Annotated in this window: 28 protein-coding genes, 1 tRNA gene and 1 rRNA gene; 6 read left to right on the top strand and 24 right to left on the bottom strand. The window is 65.7% G+C overall.

What is annotated here, in order from left to right:
- The first annotated feature begins 10 nt into the window (after positions 1-10).
- A complete protein-coding gene (locus tag GGC64_RS10815; RefSeq protein WP_370582064.1) occupies positions 11-910 on the top strand; it encodes a transglycosylase SLT domain-containing protein in 900 nt (299 codons plus the stop codon).
- A gap of 27 nt (positions 911-937) precedes the next feature.
- Complete coding sequence (locus tag GGC64_RS10810) at positions 938-1,954, top strand: LLM class flavin-dependent oxidoreductase (RefSeq protein WP_192722525.1); 1,017 nt, start codon at positions 938-940, stop codon at positions 1,952-1,954.
- 108 nt (positions 1,955-2,062) lie between these two features.
- Here the strand turns inward: GGC64_RS10810 and GGC64_RS10805 are convergent, their stop codons facing one another.
- Positions 2,063-2,917 carry a hypothetical protein gene (locus GGC64_RS10805; protein WP_370582063.1) on the bottom strand — a complete coding sequence of 285 codons (855 nt, stop codon included), beginning with the start codon at positions 2,915-2,917 and terminating at the stop codon, positions 2,063-2,065.
- Between the two features lie 309 nt (positions 2,918-3,226).
- On the opposite strand from GGC64_RS10805, the gene GGC64_RS10800 reads away from it, so the two are divergent.
- Entirely contained in the window at positions 3,227-4,117 is an 891-nt protein-coding gene (locus GGC64_RS10800; RefSeq protein ID WP_192722524.1) for a MerR family transcriptional regulator, read from the top strand.
- Between the two features lie 155 nt (positions 4,118-4,272).
- Here the strand turns inward: GGC64_RS10800 and GGC64_RS10795 are convergent, their stop codons facing one another.
- The 10 genes from GGC64_RS10795 to GGC64_RS10750 all read right to left on the bottom strand — a co-directional run bounded on the left by GGC64_RS10795 (position 4,273) and on the right by GGC64_RS10750 (position 11,852).
- On the bottom strand, positions 4,273-5,121 hold the full coding sequence (locus tag GGC64_RS10795; RefSeq protein WP_192722523.1) for an SDR family NAD(P)-dependent oxidoreductase: 849 nt from the start codon (positions 5,119-5,121) through the stop codon (positions 4,273-4,275).
- A gap of 1 nt (position 5,122) precedes the next feature.
- A complete protein-coding gene (locus tag GGC64_RS10790; RefSeq protein ID WP_192722522.1) occupies positions 5,123-5,473 on the bottom strand; it encodes a nuclear transport factor 2 family protein in 351 nt (116 codons plus the stop codon).
- Positions 5,474-5,701: 228 nt separating this feature from the next.
- A tRNA-Pro gene (locus tag GGC64_RS10785) sits at positions 5,702-5,778 on the bottom strand.
- Positions 5,779-5,837: 59 nt separating this feature from the next.
- Positions 5,838-6,620, bottom strand: a complete 783-nt coding sequence (locus tag GGC64_RS10780) for a sulfite exporter TauE/SafE family protein (protein WP_192722521.1) — start codon at positions 6,618-6,620, stop codon at positions 5,838-5,840.
- A 10-nt stretch (positions 6,621-6,630) separates the two neighbouring features.
- A complete protein-coding gene (gene der, locus GGC64_RS10775; RefSeq protein WP_192722520.1) occupies positions 6,631-8,034 on the bottom strand; it encodes a ribosome biogenesis GTPase Der in 1,404 nt (467 codons plus the stop codon).
- Positions 8,031-8,717, bottom strand: coding sequence for a (d)CMP kinase (cmk, locus tag GGC64_RS10770; RefSeq protein ID WP_192722519.1), 687 nt, complete (start codon positions 8,715-8,717; stop codon positions 8,031-8,033). Before cmk ends, der begins: the two co-directional genes overlap by 4 nt.
- Entirely contained in the window at positions 8,714-9,457 is a 744-nt protein-coding gene (locus GGC64_RS10765) for a pseudouridine synthase (protein WP_192722518.1), read from the bottom strand. The genes cmk and GGC64_RS10765 overlap by 4 nt, the downstream gene beginning before the upstream one ends.
- A gap of 1 nt (position 9,458) precedes the next feature.
- Positions 9,459-10,175, bottom strand: a complete 717-nt coding sequence (scpB, locus tag GGC64_RS10760) for an SMC-Scp complex subunit ScpB (protein ID WP_192722517.1) — start codon at positions 10,173-10,175, stop codon at positions 9,459-9,461.
- A complete protein-coding gene (locus GGC64_RS10755) occupies positions 10,168-10,995 on the bottom strand; it encodes a segregation/condensation protein A (protein ID WP_192722516.1) in 828 nt (275 codons plus the stop codon). Before GGC64_RS10755 ends, scpB begins: the two co-directional genes overlap by 8 nt.
- Positions 10,992-11,852, bottom strand: a complete 861-nt coding sequence (locus GGC64_RS10750; RefSeq protein ID WP_192722515.1) for a ParA family protein — start codon at positions 11,850-11,852, stop codon at positions 10,992-10,994. The genes GGC64_RS10755 and GGC64_RS10750 overlap by 4 nt, the downstream gene beginning before the upstream one ends.
- A gap of 139 nt (positions 11,853-11,991) precedes the next feature.
- On the opposite strand from GGC64_RS10750, the gene GGC64_RS10745 reads away from it, so the two are divergent.
- Together GGC64_RS10745 and GGC64_RS10740 are read left to right on the top strand one after the other, a co-directional pair.
- Complete coding sequence (locus tag GGC64_RS10745; protein ID WP_192722514.1) at positions 11,992-12,747, top strand: O-methyltransferase; 756 nt, start codon at positions 11,992-11,994, stop codon at positions 12,745-12,747.
- A 431-nt stretch (positions 12,748-13,178) separates the two neighbouring features.
- Positions 13,179-13,490, top strand: coding sequence for an XRE family transcriptional regulator (locus GGC64_RS10740; RefSeq protein WP_225951775.1), 312 nt, complete (start codon positions 13,179-13,181; stop codon positions 13,488-13,490).
- On the opposite strand, the gene xerD is transcribed toward GGC64_RS10740, so the two are convergent.
- From xerD to GGC64_RS10710, 6 genes are all read right to left on the bottom strand, one after another.
- Positions 13,435-14,382, bottom strand: coding sequence for a site-specific tyrosine recombinase XerD (gene xerD, locus GGC64_RS10735; protein WP_192722512.1), 948 nt, complete (start codon positions 14,380-14,382; stop codon positions 13,435-13,437). The two genes, GGC64_RS10740 and xerD, sit on opposite strands and share 56 nt — an antisense overlap.
- On the bottom strand, positions 14,379-14,999 hold the full coding sequence (locus GGC64_RS10730) for an NUDIX hydrolase (protein ID WP_192722511.1): 621 nt from the start codon (positions 14,997-14,999) through the stop codon (positions 14,379-14,381). Before GGC64_RS10730 ends, xerD begins: the two co-directional genes overlap by 4 nt.
- Positions 14,992-16,755: a CTP synthase gene (locus GGC64_RS10725; RefSeq protein WP_192722510.1), complete on the bottom strand. Its 1,764-nt coding sequence runs from the start codon at positions 16,753-16,755 to the stop codon at positions 14,992-14,994. The genes GGC64_RS10730 and GGC64_RS10725 overlap by 8 nt, the downstream gene beginning before the upstream one ends.
- Before the next feature lie 115 nt (positions 16,756-16,870).
- The gene (locus GGC64_RS10720) at positions 16,871-17,812 is read right to left on the bottom strand and encodes a copper transporter (RefSeq protein ID WP_192722509.1); all 942 of its coding nucleotides are present in this window, start codon (positions 17,810-17,812) and stop codon (positions 16,871-16,873) included.
- An 8-nt stretch (positions 17,813-17,820) separates the two neighbouring features.
- The gene (steA, locus tag GGC64_RS10715; RefSeq protein ID WP_192722508.1) at positions 17,821-19,005 is read right to left on the bottom strand and encodes a putative cytokinetic ring protein SteA; all 1,185 of its coding nucleotides are present in this window, start codon (positions 19,003-19,005) and stop codon (positions 17,821-17,823) included.
- A 102-nt stretch (positions 19,006-19,107) separates the two neighbouring features.
- Entirely contained in the window at positions 19,108-19,491 is a 384-nt protein-coding gene (locus GGC64_RS10710; RefSeq protein WP_192722507.1) for a VOC family protein, read from the bottom strand.
- 31 nt (positions 19,492-19,522) lie between these two features.
- On the opposite strand from GGC64_RS10710, the gene GGC64_RS10705 reads away from it, so the two are divergent.
- On the top strand, positions 19,523-20,101 hold the full coding sequence (locus GGC64_RS10705) for a TetR/AcrR family transcriptional regulator (RefSeq protein ID WP_192722506.1): 579 nt from the start codon (positions 19,523-19,525) through the stop codon (positions 20,099-20,101).
- Here GGC64_RS10705 and recN read toward each other — a convergent pair.
- The 7 genes from recN to rrf form a co-directional block, all read right to left on the bottom strand.
- Positions 20,098-21,849 (bottom strand): DNA repair protein RecN, encoded by a 1,752-nt coding sequence (gene recN / locus GGC64_RS10700; RefSeq protein ID WP_192723832.1) that lies wholly within the window; start codon positions 21,847-21,849, stop codon positions 20,098-20,100. The two genes, GGC64_RS10705 and recN, sit on opposite strands and share 4 nt — an antisense overlap.
- Positions 21,849-22,772 carry an NAD kinase gene (locus GGC64_RS10695; protein ID WP_192722505.1) on the bottom strand — a complete coding sequence of 308 codons (924 nt, stop codon included), beginning with the start codon at positions 22,770-22,772 and terminating at the stop codon, positions 21,849-21,851. Before GGC64_RS10695 ends, recN begins: the two co-directional genes overlap by 1 nt.
- Positions 22,769-23,578, bottom strand: a complete 810-nt coding sequence (locus tag GGC64_RS10690; RefSeq protein WP_192722504.1) for a TlyA family RNA methyltransferase — start codon at positions 23,576-23,578, stop codon at positions 22,769-22,771. Before GGC64_RS10690 ends, GGC64_RS10695 begins: the two co-directional genes overlap by 4 nt.
- 6 nt (positions 23,579-23,584) lie before the next feature.
- Positions 23,585-23,770: a hypothetical protein gene (locus GGC64_RS10685; protein ID WP_192722503.1), complete on the bottom strand. Its 186-nt coding sequence runs from the start codon at positions 23,768-23,770 to the stop codon at positions 23,585-23,587.
- A gap of 8 nt (positions 23,771-23,778) precedes the next feature.
- Positions 23,779-24,801, bottom strand: coding sequence for an HAD-IIA family hydrolase (locus GGC64_RS10680; protein ID WP_192722502.1), 1,023 nt, complete (start codon positions 24,799-24,801; stop codon positions 23,779-23,781).
- Position 24,802: 1 nt separating this feature from the next.
- A complete protein-coding gene (locus GGC64_RS10675) occupies positions 24,803-25,585 on the bottom strand; it encodes a tetratricopeptide repeat protein (RefSeq protein WP_192722501.1) in 783 nt (260 codons plus the stop codon).
- A 115-nt stretch (positions 25,586-25,700) separates the two neighbouring features.
- A 5S ribosomal RNA gene (rrf, locus tag GGC64_RS10670) occupies positions 25,701-25,792 on the bottom strand; the annotation flags it as partial.

Genomic DNA, 25,792 nt, shown 5'->3' with positions numbered 1-25,792 from the left:
AGGATCCACTGTGCTGCAACCACTTTCGGCCCTCCTGCTCGCCGCGGTATTGCTTGCGGGGTGTTCGACGTCGACACCGGACGTCGCCGCACCGACGACGGCGGCTGAAAGCCCGCCGGTCGGCGCGACCATGCTCGACGAGACAACGGCACCCGCGGCCGCGCAACCGCGGCTGGCAGCAGACCCGGCGCAACTGGCCGACGATCTGGTCGCCGACGAGCAGGTTCTGCATGACCCCTCGGCGTCGGAGGCGGCGCTGACGCAGGCGGCGCGCCGACAGCAGGCGGCTTTTCGCGCCATTGGGCACCATCCCGAATGGGATGCAGTGGCGCGAGGACGCATCCCGGCGACGATGCTGGAGGTCTATGACCTCAATGTGGATGCGCGGCGCCAGCTCGACACGTTGGCACATGCCACAGATGCGGTGCCAGCGTGGCGAATCGAAGCACCTGCTCCGGCTGATGACCTTCTGAATTACTACCGCGAGTCAGAGTCGGCCTCGGCTGTGGGATGGAACTTCCTGGCGGCGATCAATTTGATCGAGACACGCTTCGGACGGATCAACGGTGTGAGCACCGCGGGCGCGCAAGGTCCGATGCAGTTCTTGCCGTCGACGTTCGCGGCGTATGGAGACGGCGGAGATATCCACTCGCCGCACGACAGCATCACGGCGGCCGGGCGGATGTTGGCTGCCAACGGCTTTGCGACGGACCGTGATCATGCGATCTACCGGTACAACAACGCCGATGCCTACGTGCACGCGGTCAATGACTATGCGGCGGTGCTCGCGGCCGACCCGTCGGCATTCACCGGCTACTACCGGTGGGAGGTCTACTACCCCACCACGGCCGGCGACGTGCTCCTTCCGATCGGCTACCCCGCGACTGCAGCGATTCCCGTTGGGACATAAGGGCATCCGGACCGAGTAACGCGACTAATGAACAGCAAACTGACGTTCGGCTACCTCTACGATTTCCGGAATCCCGCCCAGTGGCGTCGGCCATGGGCAGAGGTCTATGCAGAGACGTTGGAGTTCGCCGCATGGACTGAGACGCTGGGCTTCGAGGGCGCGTGGGTGCCTGAACATCACGCGGCCGAGGATGGTTATCAACCCTCGCCGATGGTCATGTTGGCGGCGCTTGCGGCTCGTACCAAGAGAATGCGGATCGGTCCCGCGGTCGCCCTGGCGCCGCTCTATCACCCGGTGCGCTTTGCCGAAGAGTGCGCGGTGCTCGACATCCTGTCCAACGGGCGCCTCGATGTGTCCGTTGCTGTCGGCTATCGGCGGCGCGAAGCCGAAGGCTACGGCATCGACTTCACAACGCGCGGCAGCCGCACAAACGAATTCCTCGAGATTCTCCTGCGCCTCTGGCGAGGCGAATCCGTCACGGTCAACGGCAAGCATTTCCAGCTGCGGGACGCCAAGATCATGCCGGTACCTCCGAACGGTCGAATTCCCCTCTATCTCGGGGGTTTCAACGAAAAAGCGATTGATCGGACCGCGAAGTTCGGCGACGGCTACTTCGGCAACATGGAGTTCGTTGAGCTGTACAACGAGAAGCTGCGTACGCACGGCAAAGATCCTGCAGCGGGCCGCATCCGAATTCAGGGACTCTTTGTGGTTGTGGCGAACGATCCAGAGCAAGCGGCAGAGGAACTTGCTCCGTTTTACCTCCATGTCAACAATTCGTACGGGCAGTGGCTGAGCGAGGATAGAAAGTCGACGGGCATCGACGGCGACGCGGTGTTGAAGCCGATGACGCTCGAACAATTCAAGGCGAGTCGCATACTGCAGGTCCTGACGCCGGCGGTGGCCATCGACTTCTTCAACGCGATGCGCGCGAAAGCGCCGGTCGAGCATTTCATGATGATGTTGCCGCCTGGCATTCCGGCCAAGCAGTTCGCGAAGTACGCGGAAACCTTTGCCAACGAAGTGATTCCCGCGTTTCGTTGATCCGGGAGGTCCACGCAGCTATGGGACCCGCGCCGCCACTAACAACGGACGCGCGTCAGTTGGTTTGATCGAATCGCTGGCGTTGCCGGATTCCATATGCCGCCGCCTTCACGGCCTTATCTCGTCTTCCATCCCTGAGCCGAGCGCGCCGCCAAGTGTGGCGACTGCCGCCACAAGCCAGGCCATCAACAACAAGGAGGAAAGTCCGAACGGATGGCCGATGTTTTGAGCGACCATTTGCGGCGGAAGTGTCCACCAGGCCGTCACCAGCAGCAGGATGAACAGCCCGGCGTGGAAAACGATGACGCCGATTGCAAGGGTGACGACAGTCGAGGCGTTGTACAGAACCGCGCGGTCACGTTCGTCGGCCGACTGCGGGCGTTCCCATATTTTGTGTTCAACGACGAGCCACGCGATCAGGGCTGTACTCGCCAATATCGTTGCCGCGCTCAACCGCCAGGGGCCCATAGTGGCGGACAACTGCCAAATCGTCGGATATGCAAGGCTCACAGCCCCAGTAGCGAACGCTGCCATCATCACTTTCGACAAACCAGTAACCAGTCGCCACGGTCGATTGGCGTAAACCATGCCGGCCAGGAGGCGCAGACGAGACAGAGCTGACGGGGCGAAGTAGTGAACGACGTCGTCGTCTTGTATCCGGGTCAGCCGCTTCACCGGCACCTCTTGCTTCGTCGGCTGGCGCGTCACCTCATCCACCACGGTTCGTGCCAACTTCCTCACCCGGCGATCGATGAACGCGCCACCTAGCCCGGGGATGGAGATCACTCCGAAGCGGTTGTGGACGCTGATGTCAGCGATCACCGGGGTCGTCCCCTGCCGGCGGGGCAGATCAGTGAGATAGATGACGATGTCTTCTGCTTCGCTGGCCGGTTCGATGGTGCCGACCACCTCTGAAACCTCGGTGTGCTCATCGATGGGATAGGCGTGCCGCCGCACGGACACATCCCAACTGTCATCTCCGGGGCCGTCCGCCAGCGCATTCGGTAGCGAATGAGACAGACGTTCGGCGATCGCTGCCGGGGCACCGGGATCGGCGAGTAGCAAGATCGATGAGGGCTCGGCTGACATTGAAACCGCCTACCCGCACCACAAAGGACCAAACGTGCCGGCGCGGCTTCCACGATGTCGGGGGTGCGTCGGTGGACTCGCACACTGAGCCGAAACGATGAATGCCGACGACGCAGCAAGGAGCGCTATGTTCTGCAGTGCAGAAAGTGCGGTCTCCCCGGCGGGACAAGGAGGAACTGGGTCATGGGTTCCCAGCTGACCATCGGTGAGTTCGCGACGGTGACGCACCTGAGCGTGCGGACGTTGCGGCGTTACCACGAGGCCGGACTCCTCGAGCCCGCGACTGTCGACCCCTTCTCGGGCTACCGGTACTACGAGCCCGAGCAGATCCCGGTCGCTCAGGTTATTCATCAGCTCCGGCGGCTCGACGTGCCACTGGCAGAGGTTCGGTCGATTCTGGCCACCGACGATCCGCAGCAACGGGCCGAGGTGATCGCGGGCCACCTCCGCCGACTGGAAGCCGAGTTGAACCGAACCCAGGCCGCCGTGGTGTCGCTACGTCGGCTCTTGCGCCCGGATCCAGCCGAGATTCACGTCGAGCTCCGGTCGATGCCTGCTCGTACGGTTGTCGCGATCAGCGATCATGTGCGCCTCAGCGATTCGCTCAGCTGGTACGACGCGGCGATGACGGAACTGGACGCGGCGTTCCCTCCCGGCGAACGCACAGGACCACCCGGCGGAAACTATGCGAACGCGCTGTTTGCGCATGGCGCTGGGGTGATGACGGTCTTCCGGCCGGTGCGTACACCCCGGCCATCCGGTCGGATCGACGTTCTTGAGCTCCCGGCAGCCGACCTCGCCGTCGCCACCCATGCCGGGCCCCATGACGACATCGACGTCACCTATGGCCGCCTCGGTTCCTGGGTCGTCACTCACGCGTTGGCCGTCGACGGACCGATACACGAGACCTATCGGGTCGGGCCCCGCGACACCGACGACCCGTCCAAATGGCGAACAGAGATCGGCTGGCCGGTCTTTCGGCTCGCCCCGGCCGGCACCGACCGCCGCCTCGGTGGTCATGGGACGGTTAGGCCTGCAACTTCGCCGACGAGATCGGCGACCGCCCCGGGCTGACACGGCGTGCGACCTGGCCAAGGCGGCGACGGTGACCGTGAACAGTATCCAAGCGAAATACATTGTCCCCCTGGCTTTTCCATCGTGATGGGTCCTTCACTCTGGCGCCCGTGGCCGCGGGGCGAATCGGCCCGGCGATGTGCTTACCGCGCTGCTCAGTGTCCCGGCGCAGAGTCGGCGCCGCGGGACAACGCTTCGCTCGCTCGAACGTCGGCCAGCCCGTGCTCGAGCGCAGAGACGACGGCATCGAATCCGGCACTGCCCAACACCAGCCGGCGGGGCGGCGGGTCCCGCCTCATGGCGGCGATGACGGCGCGCACGCCGCGCCGCGGATCGCCGGGCTGCGCACCGTCCTCGTCGACCATCGCCGCGCGGACACGCTCCAGCATCGGCCGGTAGTCGGCGATGGACTCTGCGATGGGCTCGTCGGCGAAACCCGCGTAAGCCCGGGTGCGGAATGCTCCCGGCTCCACGGCCAACACCCGGATGCCCAGCGGTGCAACCTCTTCGCGGAGAACCTCGGAAACCGCTTCGATGGCGAACTTCGTCGCGCTGTAGTAACCGAATCCGGTGACACCGCGCAGGCCTGCCACGGAGGACATATTGACGATCCATCCACTGCCCCGGGCACGCATGCCCGGCAGCGCAGCCCGGATGACAGACAGTGCGGCGAAGAAGTTGAGTTCGAACATGGCACGCACCGCGGCCTCGTCGTGCCCTTCGACCGATCCGTACCAGCCCCGTCCGGCGTTGTTCACGAGCACATCGATGCCGCCGAAGTGCTCCTCGGTGGTCCGGACTGCACGCTGCACCTGATCTGCGTCGGTGACGTCGAGCGGCAGCACCAGCACGCGGTCGCCGTACGGCCGAGCCCACGCATCCAACTCCGTGGGGCGACGTGCGGTGAGCACTACCCGGTCGCCGATCTCCAATGCCGCCTCGGCGTAAGCCATTCCGAAGCCACCGGGGGTGCCTCCGGTGATGAACCAATTCTTCGATGCCATGTCAGGGCTCGATCACGAGTCGGCTGATCAGATCACCGTCCAGGGTGAACCGGTAATGCAGATCGACCACCCCGCCCGGGAAGTTGCCTTCCAGGCGCTGGACGACGTGGACATGCTCGGGATCGGGCACATCGGCGCCGGTGAAGGTGGTGGTGAAGGTGTACTGGCTGCCTGCGCTGTCCAGCCAGGCGCCGATGTCCCGCCGTCCCTGGACGGTGCGGCCCTCATCGGTGACGGCAGCGTCGGCGGTGAAGGTGCTGATGGCGGTGGCCACGTCCCGAGTCTGGTGAGCGGTCAGGTACGTGGTCACCAAAGCGGGCAACGCATCCCATGTGGTGTCGGTGTTGGTCATACCGCCACAGTGGAGTTTCCCCCAGGGGGAGGGTCAAGCGTCTTTCAATGAGGTTGACCTACTCGGCCATGCGTCGATCAGCGTCCCCGGTGATCTCTACGGGCACACCAGTGGCGACGCCGCGCGGATGGCAGCCAATGGACTTCGCGATGCGCTCGGATGGCGATTTGAAATGGCGGTACGGCATGAAAAAAGCGGCTGCCGAATCTCGGAAGCCGCCTCTGAGCTTGGTCGGGCTGACAGGATTTGAACCTGCGACCACTTGACCCCCAGTCAAGTGCGCTACCAAACTGCGCCACAGCCCGCGGTGCTGCCAGGATCGCCGGCAGCAGGTCGAAAGCCTACCGCAGACCGCCTCCGCGCCCTAAACGGTTACCAGTCGATAGAGCCCGATCGCGCCGACCATCACGATCGCTGTCCGCAGCGCCGTGGGCGAGAGCCGCCGTCCGTAATGCGCGCCGAGGAATCCACCGATCAACGAGCCGGCCGCGATCAATCCCGCCGCCGCCCAGCTGATCCGGTCGAATGCGACGAGCGTGTACGCCACCGCAGCCACGATGTTCACCAACAGCGACAGCAGATTCTTGGCCGCATTCATCCGCTGCATGTCTTCCGGCAGCAGCGCACTCATCGCCGCGATCAGCATGATGCCCTGTGCGGCCGTGAAGTATCCGCCGTAGATCCCGATCGCGAAGGTCCCGAACACCAGAGCCGCCATCCGCCGGCCGCTCACATGTTCGGGCGACTGCCCGGACAGCTCCGCTCGCCGCCGCGCCCACTCCTGGATCTTCGGACCGATGACGACCAGGCCCAGCGCGAGCACCAGCAGCACCGGCACGACCTTCTCGAACACCTTTTCCGGCAGGTGCAGCAGCAGCCACGACCCCAACAGCGCGCCGACCAAGGACGCAGGTATCTGCCATCGGAGTCGATGCCATTGGCCGCGCAATTCGCGCCGATATCCCCACGTCCCCGACACACCGCCGGCCACCAGGCCGACCGCGTTCGACATCGTCGCGGTCACCGGTGGATATCCCAGCGCCACGAGGGTCGGGAAGGTGATCAGCGTGCCGGAGCCGACGATCGCATTGATAGCCCCCGCCCCGACGCCCGCCAGGGCGATCAGGATCATGTGCGAGACGGGCATTTGCCCAACCCTATCGAGACTTGGCGCCCCTCTTTTCCCGCACCCTGACGTTGATCCTGATCGGGCTGCCCTCGAATCCGAAGGTCTCGCGTAACCGCCGCTCAAGGAACCTCCGATAGCCGGCCTCGAGGAACCCTGTGGTGAACAACACAAACGTCGGCGGTCGCGCAGTCGCCTGCGTGGCGAACAGAATTCGCGGCTGCTTGCCTCCCCGCACGGGCGGCGGCGTCGCCGCCACGACCTCCTTGAGGAAGGTGTTCAGCCGCCCCGTCGGCACTCGGGTGTCCCACGACGCCAGCGACGTCTCCAGCGCAGGCACCAGCTTCTGCACGGCCCGGCCCGTCTTCGCCGAAATGTTCACCCGCGGCGCCCATTGCAGCTGCGACAGCTGCAAGTCGATCTCGCGATCCAGCAGATAACGCCGGTCCTCGTCAACCAGGTCCCATTTGTTGAACGCCAACACCAGGGCCCGGCCAGCCTCGATCACCATCGTCAGCACCCTCTGGTCCTGCTCGGTCAGCGGCTGCGAGGCGTCGATCAGCACGATGGCGACCTCGGCGGCATCGATTGCACCGTGCGTGCGCACGGAGGCGTAGAACTCGTGCCCGCTGGCCTGACCGACCTTGCGCCGCAGTCCCGCGGTGTCGACGAAACGCCAGACCTTGCCGTCCATCTCGATCAGCGAGTCGACCGGGTCGACCGTCGTGCCCGCCACATCGTGCACCACCGAGCGCTCGTCACCGGCCAGCCGATTCAGCAGCGAACTCTTGCCCACATTCGGCTTGCCTATCAAGGCGACTCGGCGCGGACCGCCGCCGCCGGACGCCATCTCCGACACCGCGGGAAGGGCCTCGGTGACCTTGTCCAGCAGATCGGCAACGCCACGGCCGTGTATCGCGCTGACCGGATGCGGCTCCCCCAGGCCCAACGACCACAGCTCGGCCGCGTCGGCCTCACCGCGTTCATTGTCAACCTTGTTGGCCGCCAAGAAAACTGGCTTGCCCGAGCGTTGCAGCAACCGGGCCGCCGCCTCGTCGGCCGTCGTAGCCCCGACGGTCGAATCGACCACGAAGACGATCGCGTCGGCTGTGCGCATCGCCACCGATGCTTGCTCGGCCACCAACTGCTGCAAGCCTTTTGCGTCCGGCTCCCATCCGCCGGTGTCCTGCACCACGAACCGCCGGCCCGACCACAGCGCGTCGTAGGAAACCCGGTCGCGCGTCACGCCAGGGACGTCCTGCACCACGGCTTCGCGACGGCCCAGGATCCTGTTCACCAACGTCGACTTGCCGACGTTCGGGCGACCCACAATTGCCACCACAGGCGGCGGAGCCGCGGCCTCCTCGATCGCCTCCGCGACGTCTTCCGCGCCTAGCTCCCAATCACTTTCATCGGCCCACGTTCCATCGCTCATCGCGAAGCCCCGGCGCGCTGCTTGACCAGTTCCAGCAGATGCGCGACGACCTGCGACTCGGTCATATCGCTGGTGTCGACGACCAAAGCGTCGTCGGCGGCCCGCAGCGGAGACACCGCCCGCGTCGAATCCAGGTGATCCCGGCGCTTCACGTCGGCCAGCACGGCGTCGTAGTCAGACGCCAGCCCGGACGCGATGTTCTGGTCGTTGCGTCGTCGCGCGCGCTCCTCGGCCGAAGCGGTCAGGAAGATCTTCACGTCGGCGTTGGGTAGCACCACCGTGCCGATGTCACGGCCCTCGACCACAACGCTGCCCTGCCCTGCCGCCAGTTCGCGCTGCAACTGCACCAGCCGGGTCCTCACCGCGGGCACCGCCGAAACTGCCGACACCGCTTTGGTCACCTCGTCGCCGCGTATCTCGGCCGAAACATCCTCTCCGGCAAGGTAAGAACGGTCTTCATCAGGGTCATACCCCACGGCAAGGTCCGCAGCAGTCGCCGTTGCGCCTATGCCAGCGACGTCCTCGAGTGACACGCCCGCCCGAAGCACCGCCAGCGTCACGATCCGGTACATCGCGCCGGTGTCCAGATAGCGGGCATCCAGCGACCGAGCCAAACCTCTTGATACCGAAGACTTTCCAGTACCTGCGGGTCCGTCGACCGCGACCACGAGTGAGGAGCTCACAGGCCCACCGCCTTGTACAACTCCCCTACCTCCTTTTGGCTCAGCACCCGGATGCTGCCCGGGCGCTGGTCGCCTAACGACACCGAGCCGATATCGGTGCGTACCAACTCCAGTACCGGATGCCCGACGGCAGCCAGCATTCGTCGCACGATTCGCTTACGACCTTCGTGCAGCGTCACTCTCACCAACGTCTTGCCGGGCACCTTGTCGACCAAAGCGAAATCGTCGACGCGCGCCGGTCCGTCGTCCAACTCGATGCCGTCGCGCAGCTTACGGCCCAGCCCGCGCGGCACTGCGCCGTCGACCGTTGCCAGATAAGTCTTGGGGACCTCGAACGACGGGTGCATCAGCCGATGTGCGAGCTCGCCGTCGTTGGTCAGCAGCATCAGCCCCTCCGTGTCGGCGTCCAGTCTTCCGACGTGAAACAGCTTCTTGTTGCCGCGCACTCGATGCTCGACGAGGTCGCCGACACAGGGCCGGCCCCGATCGTCGGACATGGTGGAGTGCATACCCTTCGGTTTGTTGATCGCCAAGTGCACCAACGTGTCGTCAACGCTCACCCGTGCCCCGTCGACGCGGATCACCGAGACGTCGGGGTCCACGCGGGTGCCCAATTCGGTGACGATCCTGTCGTCGACTTCGACCCGGCCGTCGAGGATCATCTTCTCGGCGACGCGGCGCGACGCAATTCCGGCCTGCGACAACACTTTCTGCAGACGCACGCCCTCAGAGGCGACCATTTCACTCCTGGTCTACGTCGAACGACATGGGCGCGTCTCCTGCCGGCGCCCCGCCGTTGAGCTTCATGAAACGTGGCTCTTCGCTGAGGGTTTCGCTCAGATCGTCGATCACGTCGACGTCGGGCAACAGTGGCGCGATGTCCGGTAGGTCTGTCAACGACGTCAGACCCAGGCGCTCGAGAAACAGCTCGGTGGTCGCGAAGGTCACCGCGCCGCTATCCGGATCGACGCCGGCCTCGGTGATCAGCCCGCGCGCCAGCAGCGTGCGCATCACCGCATCGACGTTCACGCCACGCACCGCACTGACCCGGGCCCGCGTCACCGGCTGCCGGTACGCGACCACCGCCAACGTCTCCAGCGCCGCCCGCGTCAGCTTCGACCGGGCGCCGTCTAGTAGGAGCCGCTCCACATACGGCGCGAACCGCGCGCGGGTGTACATCCGCCAGCCGCCTGCGGCTTCGCGCAGATCGATGCCGCTCTCCCGGGCCGCCAGCTCGTCGGCCATCACCTGCAGCTTGGCCGCCACCCGGTAGGCCGGCTGATCGGTCGCGGCGGCCAGCTGATCCACCGTCACCGGGGTGTCCACTACCAGCAGCAGCGCCTCGAGCGCCGCGCCGAGCTCGGAATCCTCGAGCTCCGGTGCCGTCGCGACGTCGATGCCGAGGTCGAGATCCGCGGGAAGGTCGGTGGTGATGTCGTTCGGAACTTCTTCAGTCATATCGGTCCACTTCCGCCGCGAGGTGGTCGTTGGTGGGCCGCTCTCCGGTCCACGAAACCTGGAGCACACCAAGCGGTTCTGATTGCTCGAATGCTACCGCCCGCGCACGGTACAGCTCGAGCAGCGCCAGGAAGCGGCCCACGATCTCGATCGAGGCCCCACAGTCGGCGACCAGCTCGGAGAACGACGCCCACTGCCCGATGCCGCGGCTCTCCAGCAGGTTCATCAGATTGGTGACCTGCTCTGGCACCGACACCACCACCTGATGCAGGTGGTCGGTGCCGACGGTCGGCACGGGACGCGGCGTGAACGCTGCCGCGGCGATCTCGGCGAAGCTCTCGGCGTCGACGCCAAGCATCACCTCGGGCAGCAGGTCCTCGTAGCGCTTCTCCAGCGCCACCGCCCTTGGATAGCTGCGCAGCGCAGCGGCCTCGAGTTCGGCGAACATCTCGGCGACGTGCTTGAACGCCCGGTACTGCAGGAGGCGGGCGAACAGCAGATCGCGGACCTCGAGGAGCGCGAGATCGTCCTCGTCGTGGATCTCCCCGGCGGGCAGCAGCCGCGCGGCCTTGAGGTCAAGAAGCGTGGCCGCGACGACGAGGAACGCCGTCGTCTCGTCCAGCTCCATCTGCGGGCCGATCGCCTTGGTGTACGCGATGAATTCGTCGGTCACCTGATGCAGCGCCACCTCGGTGACGTCGAGGCGGTGCGCGAAGATCAGCTGCAGCAGCAGATCGAACGGACCCTCGAAATTGCTCAGCCGGACCTGGAAGCCGCTCTGCTGGGTCTGCTCCTCCGGCGTCGACTGGACGTCGTTCACGCGCCGAACCGGTCGATGACCTCGCGCGCCAATGACCGATATGCTTCGGCCCCACCGGATTTCGGCGCCCATGTGGTGATCGGCTCCCCCGCGACGCTCGTCTCGGGGAAACGCACCGTGCGGGTGATCACAGTGTCGAACACCAGATCGCCGAACCTCTCGATCACGCGGGCCATCACTTCGCGGGCGTTGACGGTTCGGGTGTCGAAGCGGGTGATCAGGATGCCGCTGATCGAGAGCTTGGGGTTCAGCCGGTCACGAACCTTGTCGACGGTGTCGGTCAGCAACGCCAGCCCGCGCAGCGAGAAGAACTCGCATTCGGTCGGGATGATCACACCGTCACTGCACGCCAGCCCATTCACCGTGAGCAGACCCAGCGACGGCTGGCAGTCGATCAGCACGTAGTCGTAGCGATCAAGCACCGGGTACAGCGCGCGGGCCAGTGACTGCTCGCGACCCACCTCGTTGACCAACTGGATCTCCGCTGCCGACAGGTCGATGTTGCTTGGCACCAGGTCCATGCCGGGCACCCGGGTGTGGATGAGCACGTTGTCCACCGAGACCCGCGGTTCGATCAGCAGGTTGTGGATGGTGTGTTCCAGCTCGTAGTGCGGCACTCCCAGCCCCGCCGAGAGCGCGCCCTGCGGATCGAGGTCGACTAGAAGGACGCGCCGGCCGTACTCGGCCAGGCTGGCGCCCAGGTTGATGGTCGAGGTCGTCTTGCCTACGCCGCCCTTCTGGTTGCACATCGCGATGACCTTGGCCGGCCCGTGCACGCTTTTCGGCTTGGGCTCGGGAATGGTCCGTGGCGGGCGACCGGTCAGACCGAACTCGGAGCCTCCGCCTTCGTCGGTCATGCCCGACCGTCGCTGGTCATCCAAGCTGAAGGCATTCCGAACATCCGGGCAAGTTTAACGGTGCGCACCTGCCTGGTCTGGCAGACCCGCGGGCAACGTGGAACCCAATCGCGGTGGCCGCGCGAATAGGCTGACCGCCATGAGTCTGAAGCAGCGGGCACCGTTCCTGCGCTGGTCGTTTTGGCGGCTGGCGATCGGCGCCCGCAACATCACCAAGACCGGTCAGATCGGCGACGGACGCGAGGCAGCCGCCGCCGAATTTGTGGTCGCCAACGCGCGCAAGGGCGACATCGACGACGTGATCGCCAAGGTCGACCAATTCGCATACGAGAAGTCGTTCCTGATCAACGTCGGCGACGAGAAGGGTGAGCTGCTCGACGCGGCAGTCCGCCGCGCCAACCCCGGCGTGGCGCTGGAGCTGGGCACCTACTGCGGTTACGGCTCGCTGCGGATCGCCCGCGCCGCGCCCTCGGCGAAGGTGTTTTCCGTCGAGCTCTCGAAGGCCAATGCCGAAGTGGCCCAGCGTATTTGGGCTCACGCCGGCGTCGATGACCGGGTCACGTGTGTGGTCGGCACCATCGGCGACGGCGGTCTGACGCTTGACGCGCTGGCCGATCAGCACGGGTTCGCCGCGGGGAAGCTGGACCTGTTGTTCATCGACCACGACAAGGCCGCCTATCTGGCCGACCTGCAGAGCATCATCGACCGGGGCTGGCTGCATCGGGGATCGATCGTCGTCGCCGACAACATCCTGATTCCCGGCTCACCGAAATACCGGGGGTTCATGACCCAGCAGCAGGGCAAGTTGTTCGACACCGTTGAGCACAAGACGCACGGCGAGTATCAGTCGCTGATGCCCGACCTCGTGCTGGAGTCGGAATACTTAGGCAACTGACAACTCTCGCGCGATCCGCTTTGCCATTCGCGGTGCGCATCAGCGAATCCACCTTGAGCCTGCCGGGCGCGCCCCAGCGTCACGACGTCACACATGTCCATTCCAACGGAATCACATCCGGACTGTTCAACGTGCGCCTGGACCGCGCGTGCGAGCGCGGCTGCACTGGAAGTGCGCCGCGGGCCCTGTTATCCAGCAAACTATTTGCTCAGCATCGGCTACATTGCTGCAGTTGATCTCGCAATCGTTAATCGGATAGCACATGTCCCCTGAACAGGGGACAAGCCCTTCGTGGGCCGCAGTACGAACGCGCGTCTTTCTTAACCTTTATTGACGCTTTCGTAGACACAGCTAGCAGATCGCGGTAGCGTGACCGGGTGCCCCGCACAGACGAAAACGGGCGCCACCTCGGAGCCCTACTCAGTTATTTAATGGATGGTCGGGTGACCAACCAGCAGATCGCTCAAGCGCTCGGAATGTCCAGTAGCGGCTACTACCGCAGGGTCAAGCAGGATGACTTCCCCAACGCCGACGAACTGCACAGACTCGCGGATGCCTTCACACTCAGCTTCACAGATCTGCAAGTCCGGCTCGGATTCCTGACCCGGGAGGATCTAGAGGGCTACATCGGCAGCCAACGGCTGTCGGTCGCCAGCGCATCGCGATGGAAGCCGACGTCTGCATCAGTTATCGCGCTCGCGGATGGGCTCCCGCCCACACCTCACGCAGTGCATTTACGGTGACCATGGTGTAGATCTGCGTCGTCGTCACCGACGCATGGCCGAGCAGCTCCTGCACGACCCGGACGTCGGCGCCACCGTCGAGCAGATGGGTGGCGAACGAGTGACGCAGCACGTGCGGCGATACCGCGGCCGTGATGCCTGCCCGCTCGGCGGAATCCTGCAGCACCTGCCACGCGCTCTGTCGTGACAGCCGGCCGCCGCGCGCGTTGAGGAAGATCGCCGGCGTGCCGCGGCCGCGGCGCGCCAGCTCAGGGCGGCCGCGCACCAGGTAGGCGTCGAGTGCCGTTACGGCGGGCCGACCGATCGGCACCAGCCGCTGCTTTCCGCCCTTGCCGCGCAGCAGCGCTGACCGTGCCTGAGTGTCGATGTCATCGATGTCGAGCCCGACCGCCTCGGAGATGCGCGCGCCCGTCGAATACAGCAGCTCCAACAGCGCGCGGTTGCGCAGAGTCAGCGGACCGTCGGCCTCACTGTCGCCGCCCGCGCCTTCGAGCAGCGCTAGCACCTCATCGATCGTCAGGCTCTTCGGCAGTCGCCGGCTCGGGGTCGGCGGCTTCACCTCGCGCGCGACGTCGACCTCGGTCAGTCCCTCAGCTACCGCGAACCGGTGCAGCCCACGTACGGCGACCACCGCGCGGGCTGCCGAAACAGCAGACAGCGGAAGGGTTTTCGTATCGGGATCGCCACGGCGCAGCGCTACCAGAAAGTCGCTGACATCCGGCTCGGTCACCTTGGTCAGATCATCGATGCCGCGGACCGTCAGATGCTCGGCGTAGCGGCGCAGATCGCGGCGATATGAGCTCAATGTATTCGCGGCGACCCCGCGTTCGATGGTGAGGTGGTTGAGGTAGCCCTGCACTTGGTCGTCGAGGGCCGACCGAAAAGTGGTCATGGGTTGGCCTGCCGCCTCGCGAATGCCTTTGACCTGTCGATCCAGGGAGCGTCGACGGTGCGCAGCGACGACGGATCTTCGACGTCATGGGCGGCCAGAATGCCCGCTATCGCAATGGAATTGACGATCTCCCCGGCCAGCACCATCTGCCTGGCCTCTTCGAGAGAGAACCATTTCACCTTCAGGTCGGCTTCCTCATCATGAGCTTCCGGGCGGCCGACATCGGTTATTCCGGTCGCGAGATAGACCCGCACGCTTTCGTCGCTGAAACCCGGCGCCGAAATCAGATCGACGAGCACCCGCCACTGCGCGGCCGCCAGTCCGGCTTCCTCCTCGAGTTCGCGGGCCGCGGTGATATGCGGCGCCTCACCACCGAGATCGAGCAGACCTGCCGGCAGTTCCCACAACCGCCGCCCGACGGGATGCCGGTATTGGTAGACCATCACGATATTGCGCTGGTCGTCCATCGCCAGGATGGCCACCGCCCCGAAGTGTTCGATCACTTCGCGGCGCGCGGTGTTGCCGTGCGGCATGCGGACCTCATCGGTGCGCAGCGCGAAAATCTTGCCGACGTATAGGGTTTCGCTGGATACCGTCTCGAACTCGTGCTCAGCCACGGGTCGCGGGCTCTTGCAGCAGTTGCGAAACCTTGTCGTCGTGCTCGACGCCATTCGCGTGCTGCTCGGGAATGTCCATGCCCGGCAACCGTTCTTCTGCCTTGTAGTCCAGCGACGCGCCGATGAACGCGACGAACAGCGGATGGGGCCGGGTTGGCCTGCTCTTGAGCTCGGGGTGAGCCTGGGTGCCGACGATGAACGGGTGCACATCCGCGGAGTACTCGACGAACTCGACGAGGTGTCCGTCGGGAGAGGTGCCGGAGAACTTCAATCCGCTCTCGGCAATCCGATCACGGTATTCGTTGTTCACCTCGTAGCGGTGCCGGTGTCGTTCGGACACCTCTGTGGCCTGATAGGCCTGTGCCACAATCGAACCCGCCTCCAGCACGGCGGGATACGCACCCAGCCGCATGGTGCCGCCGAGGTCTGCGTCGCCGGCAACAGCGTCGCGCTGATCGGCCATCGTCGAGATGACGGGATCCGGCGTCTTCGGATCGAATTCCGCGGAGTTGGCGCTTGCGAGCCCGACCGAACGCGCGGCCTCGATGACGATGCACTGCAACCCGAGGCAGAGCCCGAGCACCGGCAGCCCGCGCTTGCGCGCGTACGAGATGGCGCCGATCTTGCCCTCGATACCGCGGATGCCGAACCCGCCGGGGATCAGCACGCCGTGCACATCGTTGAGCGCCGCGGCCGCTCCGACTTCGGTCTCGCAGTCGTCGGAGGCTACCCAGCGCATCTCGACCTTGGCACGATGCTTGAAGCCGCCGGCGCGCAGTGCCTCTGCCACCGACAGATACGCGTCGGAGAGGTCGATGTACTTGCCCACCAACGCGATTCGCACCGTCTCCTGGGGTTCGTGCACCCGCTGCAGCAAATCGTTCCACTGCGTCCAATCGACGTCGCGGAACGGCAGGCTCAGCCTGCGCACCACATAGGCGTCGAGTTCCTCGCGGTGCAGCACCTTGGGGATGTCATAGATCGACGGCGCGTCGGGCGTGGAGATCACACCGTCGATGTCGACGTCGCACATCAGCGCGATCTTGTTCTTCAGCGGTTCGGGCACGTCGCGGTCGCAGCGCAGGATCAGGGCATCCGGAGTGATACCGATGCTGCGCAGCGCCGCCACCGAGTGCTGCGTCGGTTTGGTCTTCAGCTCCCCCGAAGGCGCCATGAAGGGCACCAGCGAGCAATGCAGAAAGAAGCAGTTCTCTCGGCCGACCTCGTGACGCACCTGCCGGGCGGCCTCCAAGAAGGGCAGCGACTCGATGTCGCCGACGGTGCCGCCGATTTCGGTGATCACCACGTCGGGCCGGTTTCCGTCGACGTCGGGGTCGGCCATCTCCAGGATGCGGCTCTTGATCTCGTCGGTGATGTGCGGGATGACCTGGACGGTGTCGCCGAGGTATTCACCTCGACGCTCCTTGGCGATCACCGACGAATAGACCTGTCCCGTGGTGACATTCGCCGATCCGGACAGATTGCGGTCGAGGAAGCGTTCGTAGTGCCCGACGTCGAGGTCGGTCTCGGCGCCGTCCTCGGTGACGAACACCTCGCCGTGCTGGAACGGGTTCATGGTGCCGGGGTCGACGTTGAGGTACGGGTCGAGCTTTTGCATCGTCACCTGCAAGCCCCGCGCCGTCAGCAACTGACCAAGGCTCGACGCCGTCAGGCCTTTACCGAGTGAGGAAACCACGCCGCCCGTTACGAAGAGGTGCTTGGTAGCGGTTTGCGGGTGCTTGCGTAACGCTGGCAAGAGCAACCTCCGTGACGACGGGCAGGGGATCGCTGAACTAGCTGGGGCCTGCCGACCCACGGAATCTCACCTTAACACCGACGCCGACAAGCCGTCGCTGACACGCCCTTGGCTTCTATTGCGGCAGGGTTACCGATGACGCGCCCTGGCCGACGCCGTACTGAGCGGGCCGTCCGCCGTTGATCAGCTCGCCCAGTGCGAGCACAGCGGTCATCCGGCCGGACTCCGCGTTGACGTCGTCGACGGTGCTGATCGCTCCGCTCAGCCCGGCGTCTGACCTGGTCACCGCTACCGCTGCGGTGCCGGATGCCGAGCCGTCACGCCCGGCGACCACGGTGCCCGAGCCGTGCGGGGCGAGGCCCGCCGCGAATCTGGCGACCGTCGCGCCCTGATTGCCCGCACCGTCACCGAGGCCGCCGCCCGTCACGATCAGCGCGGTGTTCGCGGGGCCGATGCGCTCGGTGCCATACGTCACAAAGCCGGTGTCGCGCAGTGCCGCCAGCACGGTGTCGCGCTGGGCGTCGTCGACCACCTGAACCTTTGGATCCCTGTTGATCAGCAGTGCGATGCCCAACAGGTCGCCGGCCTGCGAGCCCTGATCCACCGACTTGGTGCTCAGCTGCGCACCGGCAGGCACGATCGGCGAGTTGACCACCGACAGCAGCTTCTCCGCGGAATTGGCGTCGACGAACTCCTGGGTCAGTGCGATGGTCCCGCTGACCGTGCCGCCGGCCTGGCCCACCATCCGAGTCAGCGCGTCGACGTCGTCGTCGCTCGCGTCGGGCGTGCGGAACACCACAACGGACTTGCCGTCGAGCGCGTTGTGCAGAATCCGCGGCGACATCTGGGCATCGAATTCACCTGCTGCACTGAGCTTTTCGTTCAGCGCGTTCTTGTCGTCGGTGAGTGTGTTGATCTGGTTCTGCAGTTGGTGCTTGTCGTCACGAAGCCCTGACAGCAGCGTGTTGGACAGCAGTCCGGACCCGAGCGCCACGCCGATTGCCAACGCAAGGAAAACCGCTGCAAGCGAAATCGCGTGTGTGCGTAGGGAAATCATGCTGAGTCCTAGGTGACCAAACCCTGGACCCAGAGCGAGAAGGTATTCCAGTAGTCCGAGATCCAGTCGAGCACAGCGGCGTCGGCACGTGACACCCACAGCGCCGCGATCACCGCGATGAGCATCGCCAGCACCAGCAGCGCGATGGCCCCGCCGGACACTCGGCTGCGATACAGGGTGGCGACGGCTTTGGCGTCGACGAGCTTCTCGCCGACCTTGAGCCGGGTAAGGAACGTCGACGGGTTGCTCTGCTGCCGTGACCGGTCGAAGAACTCCTCGATGCTGGCCGAGTGTCCGGCGGTGACGATCAGCGACGCACCGTGGTGGTCACACAGCAGCAGCGCCAGATCCGCGGCGGAGCCGGCGGCGGGGAATGTCATCGCGCCTACGCCCAGATCCTGGATGCGCTCCAAACCCGCAGCGTGGCCGTCCGCGTCGGCAGGCAGCACCACCTGGGCGCCGCAGCGCAGCACCTCGGCGCTCATCTTGTCGGGATCGCCGACGATCAGCGCCGGCCGGTAGCCACCCTTGCGGAGCACGTCGGCACCGGTTCCGACACCCACCAGTACCGGTTGATACTCCTTGATGAACGGCTTGAGGGCCTTCAGGTCCGCGGCGGCGCTGATGTCCTCGGCGACGATCACGACGTGCCTGCGATTGACGTCGACATCGATGTCGGGGATGCCGATGCCGTCGATCAGTAATGGGCTCTCACTGCGGATGAACTCGATCGTGTTGCCTGCGAACGCCTCGAGGTGAGCCACCAGGCCGCTTTTGGCTTCGTGCATCAACTCGTGGATTTCGTGGTCGGTGCGCTCGGTGCCCAGGATCAGCTGCCGGTCACCGGCGTACACGCCACCCTCGAACAGGCGCACGCGCGCGCCGTCTTTGACTTTCTTGAATACGTCGGGCCCGGTGTCGTCGATGAGCGTGACGCCGTTGGCGACCAGCACCTCCGGCCCGAGGTTCGGGTAGCGGCCCGAGATCGATGGCGATGCGTTGACGACGGCGGCGACATTCGCCTCGACGAGCGCGTCAGCGGTGATCCGATCAAGATCCAGTGCGTCGATGACGACGATGTCACCAGGGGTGATCCGTCTCAGCAGCCGATCGATGTCGCGGTCAACCCTCGCGGTTCCGGTGATGCCCGGCCGTGAACTGGCAGAACGGGAAAGCAACGCAGACATCTTCATAGGGGCCGATTCTGTCGAGGAACTGCGCGTATCCGTCGGAGGCGCGCCGTAACATCAGCCCCAGAAGTGCCTTTCTGTCACAACTGCAACACGGTTTTCGTGTCAGCCCTCATAGGCCTCGAACAACTCGACGAGGTTGCCCGACGGATCGACCGCGAGCGCCTGCTTACCCCCGCGGCCGGTGATGGTTTCCCCGCGAAAGGCCACGCCGGCTTCTCGAAGCGAGTCCACGGTGCCGTCCAGATCCTCGACAGCTAGCTGAAATCGGTTCCAGCCGCCGGGTTCTGGCGTCGAGCCATCTGACAAGGTCTGGCCCGCGCCGCCGCCACCACCCGGCGTGTTGAGCAGGAGTCGGAGGCCGTCTCTGCGGAGCATGGCAAAACCCGGCCCGGGCTTCATCACCACCTCGAACTGAAGGTGACGCGTGTAGAAGTCTGCGGCCGCATCGACGTCCTCGACGATGTAGCGAACACTGAATTCGGTCATCATTGCACCTCCTGGCGGTTATGATACAGAAGTGTCCCAGAGTGTGTACAGGCCGGATCCGCGCATCGAGCAGTCTCGCCGCGTGATTCTGCGCGCTGCGCTGAAGGAGTTCGCGGACGCGGGATACAGCGGATTCCGGATGGAGTCGGTGGCGGCCCTCGCGAGCGTCGGGCGGAGCACGGTCTACCGGCACTGGCCGAACAAGGCGGCGTTGATCGCCGACGCGCTGGAGACTCTCAACACGCAACCGGACCCGGCCCGCGAACTCGCCGACAGTACTGCCCGCGAGCGGGTGGAGTTGATCCTGCGCCACCTCGCCGACGCGCTCGGCGACTCGCCGTTGTCGGCCTGCGTGCCTGCGCTGGTGCATGCCGCCGAAACAGAACCCGCGGTGCGCGACTTCCACCACGCCTATTCGGCGCGACGCCGCCGGCGGCTTACCGACGCGATTGCCGGGGGTGTCGAAACCGGTGAATTCCCTTCGCGTGTCGACCCCGATGCGGCCTCGGCGGCGCTCGCGGGCGCGATGTTCTACCTGCGGTTGATGACCCCCGATGCGCCGGACGCCGACTTCATCAGGCGTCTGGTCGACTCCGTGCTCGGTGTTTAGTCCGCGCGATCGCTCTGCGCCGCGTCGAGGAGCTCGCGGGCGTGCGCCCGGCCACTGTCGGACTCCCCCAGCCCGGCCAGCATTCGTGCGAGTTCGGCGACGCGCTCGCCATCGTCGAGGCGGCGCACACCGCTGGACTTGTTCCGGCCTCCGCTGTCGACGACCAGGTGAACGTCGGCGTACGCCGCGACCTGTGGCAGGTGCGTGACGACGATGACCTGGTGCGTGCGGGCCAGCCGGGCCAGTCGCCGACCGATCTGCACTGCGGCGCGTCCGCCGACCCCGGCGTCGACCTCGTCGAAGACCATCGTGGTGCCCTCGGCGGAGGCCGCCAGCACCACCTCCAGCGCCAACATGACGCGCGACAGCTCGCCGCCCGACGCGCTCTTGTTCAGCGGCAGCATGTCGGTGCCGCGGTGTGCGGCGAAGCCGAATTCAACGGCGTCGATGCCATCATGTCCGGCATGAACGGTTTCCCCGGACGGCAGCCTGAGCGGCGCTGAGTCGTCCGCGCGGGCCGCGAGATTGGCCACCGAAACACTGAAACCGGCATCGGCCATGGCCAATCCGCTGAGTTCGGCGGTCACCGCCTTGGACAGACCTTTAGCCGCTTTCGTTCGCGCCTTGCTGAGTTCGATTGCGGCGCTGACGACTTTGGCCTCGAGCTCGTCGACGCGCCGTTCGAGCTCGCCCAGTGCTTCCTCTGAGACATCCAGCTGCGTAAGCCGTTCGCGCGACTCGGCCGCCCACTGCAGCACCCCGTCGATATCGGGGGCGTACTTGCGGGTCAGCGTGCGCAGCTCACCCTGACGGGCCAGCTTGTTTTCCAAAGTGCTTGCATCGCTTGGTAATCCGGCCAGAAAGTCACCGAGCTCGGTCGAGACGTCGGAGACGACGGCCAACGCACCGGCTAGCTGCTCGGCGAGCATCCGCAACGCTGAGTCATCGGTAGCCTCGAGCGTCGACTTGGCGTGTCCAACCCCGTTGGCGGCAGACGCGGCCGAAGGGTCGTCGTCCAAACCCGACAATGCCGTCCGTGCTGTCTGCGCGGCCTCGCGCAGCGCATCGAGTTCGGAGAGTCGGCGGATGTCGTCGACGAGCGCCACGTCCTCACCGGGTTCGGGTGCCACGGTGTCGATTTCGTTGAGCCCGAACTTGAGGCGGTCAGCTTCCTGGGCAAGCTCGCGCGCCCGCTGTTTACGGTCGGCCAGGTCGCGGCGAGCGCCGAGCCAGTCATCACGCACCCGTCGATAGCGCTTGAGTTGTGACTCGATGTCGATGAAACGGTCGAGTGCCCCACGCTGTTCTTCGGGACGCATCAGCCGTAGTTGGTCGTTCTGGCCATGCAGCGCAAGCAGTTCGGTGGTGAACGTGCTCAGCGATTTGGCGGGCACGCTGCGGCCACCGAGGTAAGCGCGGGACGGGCCGTCACGGCTGACCGACCGGGCGGCAATCACACTTCCGTCGTCGTCACGCTCGGCGCCCGACGAGTCCAGTATCTCGTCGACGCGGGCACCCACTCCGTCGCCGAGTTCGGTTGTGGTGAAACGTCCTTCGACCACCGCACGCTCGGCGCCGGAGCGTACCCGGTTGGCGTCGGCACGCCCGCCGCCCAGCAGATGCAGACCCGTGACGACCATCGTCTTACCGGTACCCGTCTCGCCGGTCAGCACCGTGAACCCGCGATCGAATTCGGCGGTCGCGGCGCTGATGGCGCCAAGGGACTCGATGCGGATTTCGGATAGCACTACTGTCCGCGCCACCCTGTGACCGGCAACCGGAACTTACGCACCAGACGGTCAGTGAACGGCGCGCTGTCCAGCCGCACCCATTTCAGCGGGGTGCCGCACCGCGTCACCTCCAGTCGGCCGCCTGCGGGAACAATCATTTCGCGACGCCCGTCGCAGAACACCAACGCGTCATGGCCCCTGGCCTCGATCTCGATGGCGATCGCGGCGTTCGGACTGGTGACCATCGGCCGCGCGAACAACGCATGAGCATTGTTGGGCACCACCAGGATTGCCTCCAGATCAGGCCACACGATCGGCCCGCCGGCCGAGAAAGCCCATGCGGTGGATCCCGTCGGCGTCGCGACCAGAACCCCGTCGCAGCCGAACGACGACACCGGCCGTCCGTCGACCTCGAGCACCGCACCCAGCACGCCCAACCGCGGACCCTTCTCGAGGCTCGCCTCGTTCAGTGCCCAGCCGCGGTCAGTGATCTTGCCGTCGACGCGCACCACGACGTCCAGCGTCATGCGTTCCTCGACGCGGTAGTCCTTTTTGATGACGTGCTCGAGCACCGTGTCAATGTGATCGGCCTCGGCTTCCGCGAGGAAACCGATGCGGCCGAGATTGACACCGAGCACCGGTATTTCGACGTTGCGCGCAAGCTCTGCAGCCCGTAGAAAAGTCCCGTCGCCGCCGAGAACGAGGACGAGTTCGCAGCCCTCTGCTGCGCGTTCGTCGGCGTCGACGACCTCGATCTCGACGCCAAGCGACCGCATGTCGTCCGGCGCCAGGTGCACCGGTCCGCGGTCAACGGCTTCCGCAGAAAGCACACGCAGCGCAATGTTGTTGTCGCCCAGCACTTTCTCGACCCGGCGAGCCACCTCGGTGGCTTCCTCGCGGCCGGTGTGTACGACCAGCAGGACAGTGCGTTCACAGGTCATTGCGGTCCCTCCGCGACGGCCTTGAGCACCGCCTGTTCAAGCAGCTCACCCCTCAGCGGAGAGTCGGTGGTGGTGCGCAGGTGAAGAAAGAACTCGACATTGCCGGACGGGCCGGGCAACGGGCTGGCGGTCACGCCGACCGTGTGCCACGCGAGTTCGGCGGCCTTGCGCGCGACGGCAGCCACCGCGTCTGCGCGCAACTCCGGGTCGGAGACGACCCCTCCCGGACCGACTCGATCCCTACCGACCTCAAACTGCGGCTTCACCATAGGAACGATATCCGCGTTCTCTGACGCGCAGGACGTCAGCGCCGGCAGCACCGTCGCCAGGGAGATGAACGACAGATCGGCAACGACGAGATCGACCTGTCCCCCGATCGCGTCGGCGTTCAATTCCCGCACGTTCGTGCGTTCGTGCACGACCACCCGCGGGTCGGTGCGCAGCGACCACGCCAGCTGGCCGTATCCGACGTCGACGGCGACGACCGTGCGGGCGCCCCGGTCAAGCAGCACCTCAGTGAAACCGCCTGTGGACGCGCCGGCGTCCAGACAGCGACGGCCGTCGACCGAGATGTCGAACGCGTCAAGGGCGCCGATCAACTTGTGTGCGCCGCGGGAGACCCAGTTACGTTGCTCATCGCCCTCCACTGTCAGGGCGGCGGTGACCGCGATCGCGGTCGCGGGCTTCGCGGCCGGCATGCCGTCGATCGAGACGCGTCCGGCGCCGATCAACTCGGCGGCCTGCTGCCGCGAGCGCGCGAGACCGCGCCGCACCAGCTCGGCGTCAACACGAGCGCGCCGCGTCACGTGCGGTTAGCCCTTCTCGACCGATTCCAGCGCACGTACCAGCAGGTCGTGGGCCTCCTCGAGCCGCGCGGCGACTGCATCGATGTCGGATTCAGCGAGCTGGTCGAATCCGGAACCCTCCTGGGCAGGGTCGGGCACATCTGCCAGTAACGCCGCGATCTGGGCGCGGATCTCGTCGGGGTCGGTACTCATTTCGCTGTTTACGCTAGCCGATCCGGCGGGCTGAGCAGGGACCAGCGGTCCATGGCCTGTCGCGCCACGTCGTCGCCCGCGAGCAGGACGACACGCCGGCCGTCGAGCTGGGCATTCCACACTGCGCTGGCCGTCGCGCGGACCACTGACAGATCGTTTCCGGGATCGCGCCCGGTGGCCTGCACGGTCACCGCCGTCGGGCCGACGTCGACGTACCACGCCGGGTGAGGCCCGATGCGCAGGCTGTCGGCGCGGGCGTAGAGCGCGCGAAGGTCTTCGGCGATGTAGTTGGGTCGTTGCTCAACGGTGGCGCGCACGGTGTCGGCTGCGGTGCTCACCCCGCACAGCACGTGCAGGCTGGGCAGGCCTGCGGCGTTGGCACCCGCGATGTCGGTGTCGAGCCGGTCGCCGACCACAAGCGGAGTGCGGAACTTGCCGCGCGCCAACGCATCCATCAGCAGCGTCGGCTCGGGCTTGCCTGCGACCTGAGGTTTGCGGTCGGTCGCAGCCTCGAGGGCGGCGACCATTGCGCCGTTTCCTGGTAGCAGTCCGCGTTCGGACGGCAGCGTCTTGTCGACGTTCGCCGCGATCCACAGCGCCCCGCCGCGGATGGCCAGCGCCGCTTCTGCCAAGTCCGGCCACGACGTCTGCGGCGAATGGCCCTGCACGACAGCGACGGGTCCATCGGACCACTGCCGGACGGGCTTGAGGCCGACCCGCCTGACTTCGGCGGCAAGCGAATCGGTGCCGACGACGAGGACGGCGGCACCCGGTTGTAGTTCTTCCTGCAGTAGTCGTGCGGCACTTTGGGCGCTCGTGACAACGTCATTGGGTTTGGCCGTGAATCCCATATCGCACAGATGCTGGGCGACCTCGGCCGGTCCGCGGGATGCGTTGTTGGTGACGAACAGGACGCGTGAGCGGACTGCCGCCAGTGTCTCAACGGCGCCGTCTGTTGGTTCATGACCGCGAAAAACGGTGCCGTCGAGATCGAGAAGTAAGCAATCGTGGTCCTGCGCAAGGGTACTCACGTCAGGCGAGCTCCGTGACCCGCTCTTCGGCGTCGGTGACGCCATCGATGTCCGCTGCCGCGGCGTTGATGAACCATTGCAATGCGTCTTGGTTGCGGCCCAGCGCGAGCAGCGTTTCGGCGTAAACGTAGAACAGCCGGGCGGCCGTCTGTCCGGTGCGGGTCGGGTCAAGTGTCGGGCTCGATAGAAGTGCCAGGGCCTGCTCGTGCTGGCCGAGGTCGGACCGTGCGCCTGCCACGACGATCCGCAGCTCGTCGGCATCGTCCCCTTCGAGCTGCGCGGCCTCGGGTGTGCGCGACAGCTCGATCGCCCGTTCCGGCCGGCCTACGCCGCGTTCGCAGTCCGCAATGAGCGGAAGCAACAGCGACTTGCTGCCCATCCGGCGGGCGGCACGAAGTTCGGCCAACGCCTGGGCCCAGTCGCCACAGTGGTAGGCGGCGATGCCGACCGCCTCGCGGACCGCCGCGATGCGCCCAGACCGGGCGCGGGCGGCGCGAGCGTGCGCCAATGCGGCCTCCGGGTCGACATCAAGAAGTTCGCCGGCCGCGACCAGATGCCGCGCCACGACGTCGGCCGTCGAGCGATCCAAAGTGGTTAATTCGCCCCGGATTTCGGGCGATAGTTGCTTGGCTTCGATCTCTGCGGGTATCGGCGGACCTAGCGGCTTTGCGGCGTCGCCATCCGCTTTGGGTTGGGCTCTGCGGGCGCGGTCCGGCCCCGAGGTGCGCGGCGGCGATCGCCGCGGACGGCGGCCGTTGTTGCCGCCCTGCCTGTCCTGGACCACGTATGCCTTTCTACACTTATTTGCCAATCTCGACAATTCATGGCAATTCAGTTGTCGATTAACGGCGAATATAGAATTACCCCCCACGAAATCGTGGGGGGTAATTCTAATGTGTGTTCGGCGGTGTCCTACTTTTCCACCCGGGTTGGGTAGTATCATCGGCGCTGGCAGGCTTAGCTTCCGGGTTCGGGATGGGTCCGGGCGTTT

The organism is Mycobacterium sp. OAS707, assembly GCF_014873705.1.
GTDB lineage: Bacteria > Actinomycetota > Actinomycetes > Mycobacteriales > Mycobacteriaceae > Mycobacterium.
The sequence above is the reverse complement of the archived record's forward strand: the minus strand, read 5'-3'. Positions and strand labels throughout refer to the sequence as shown.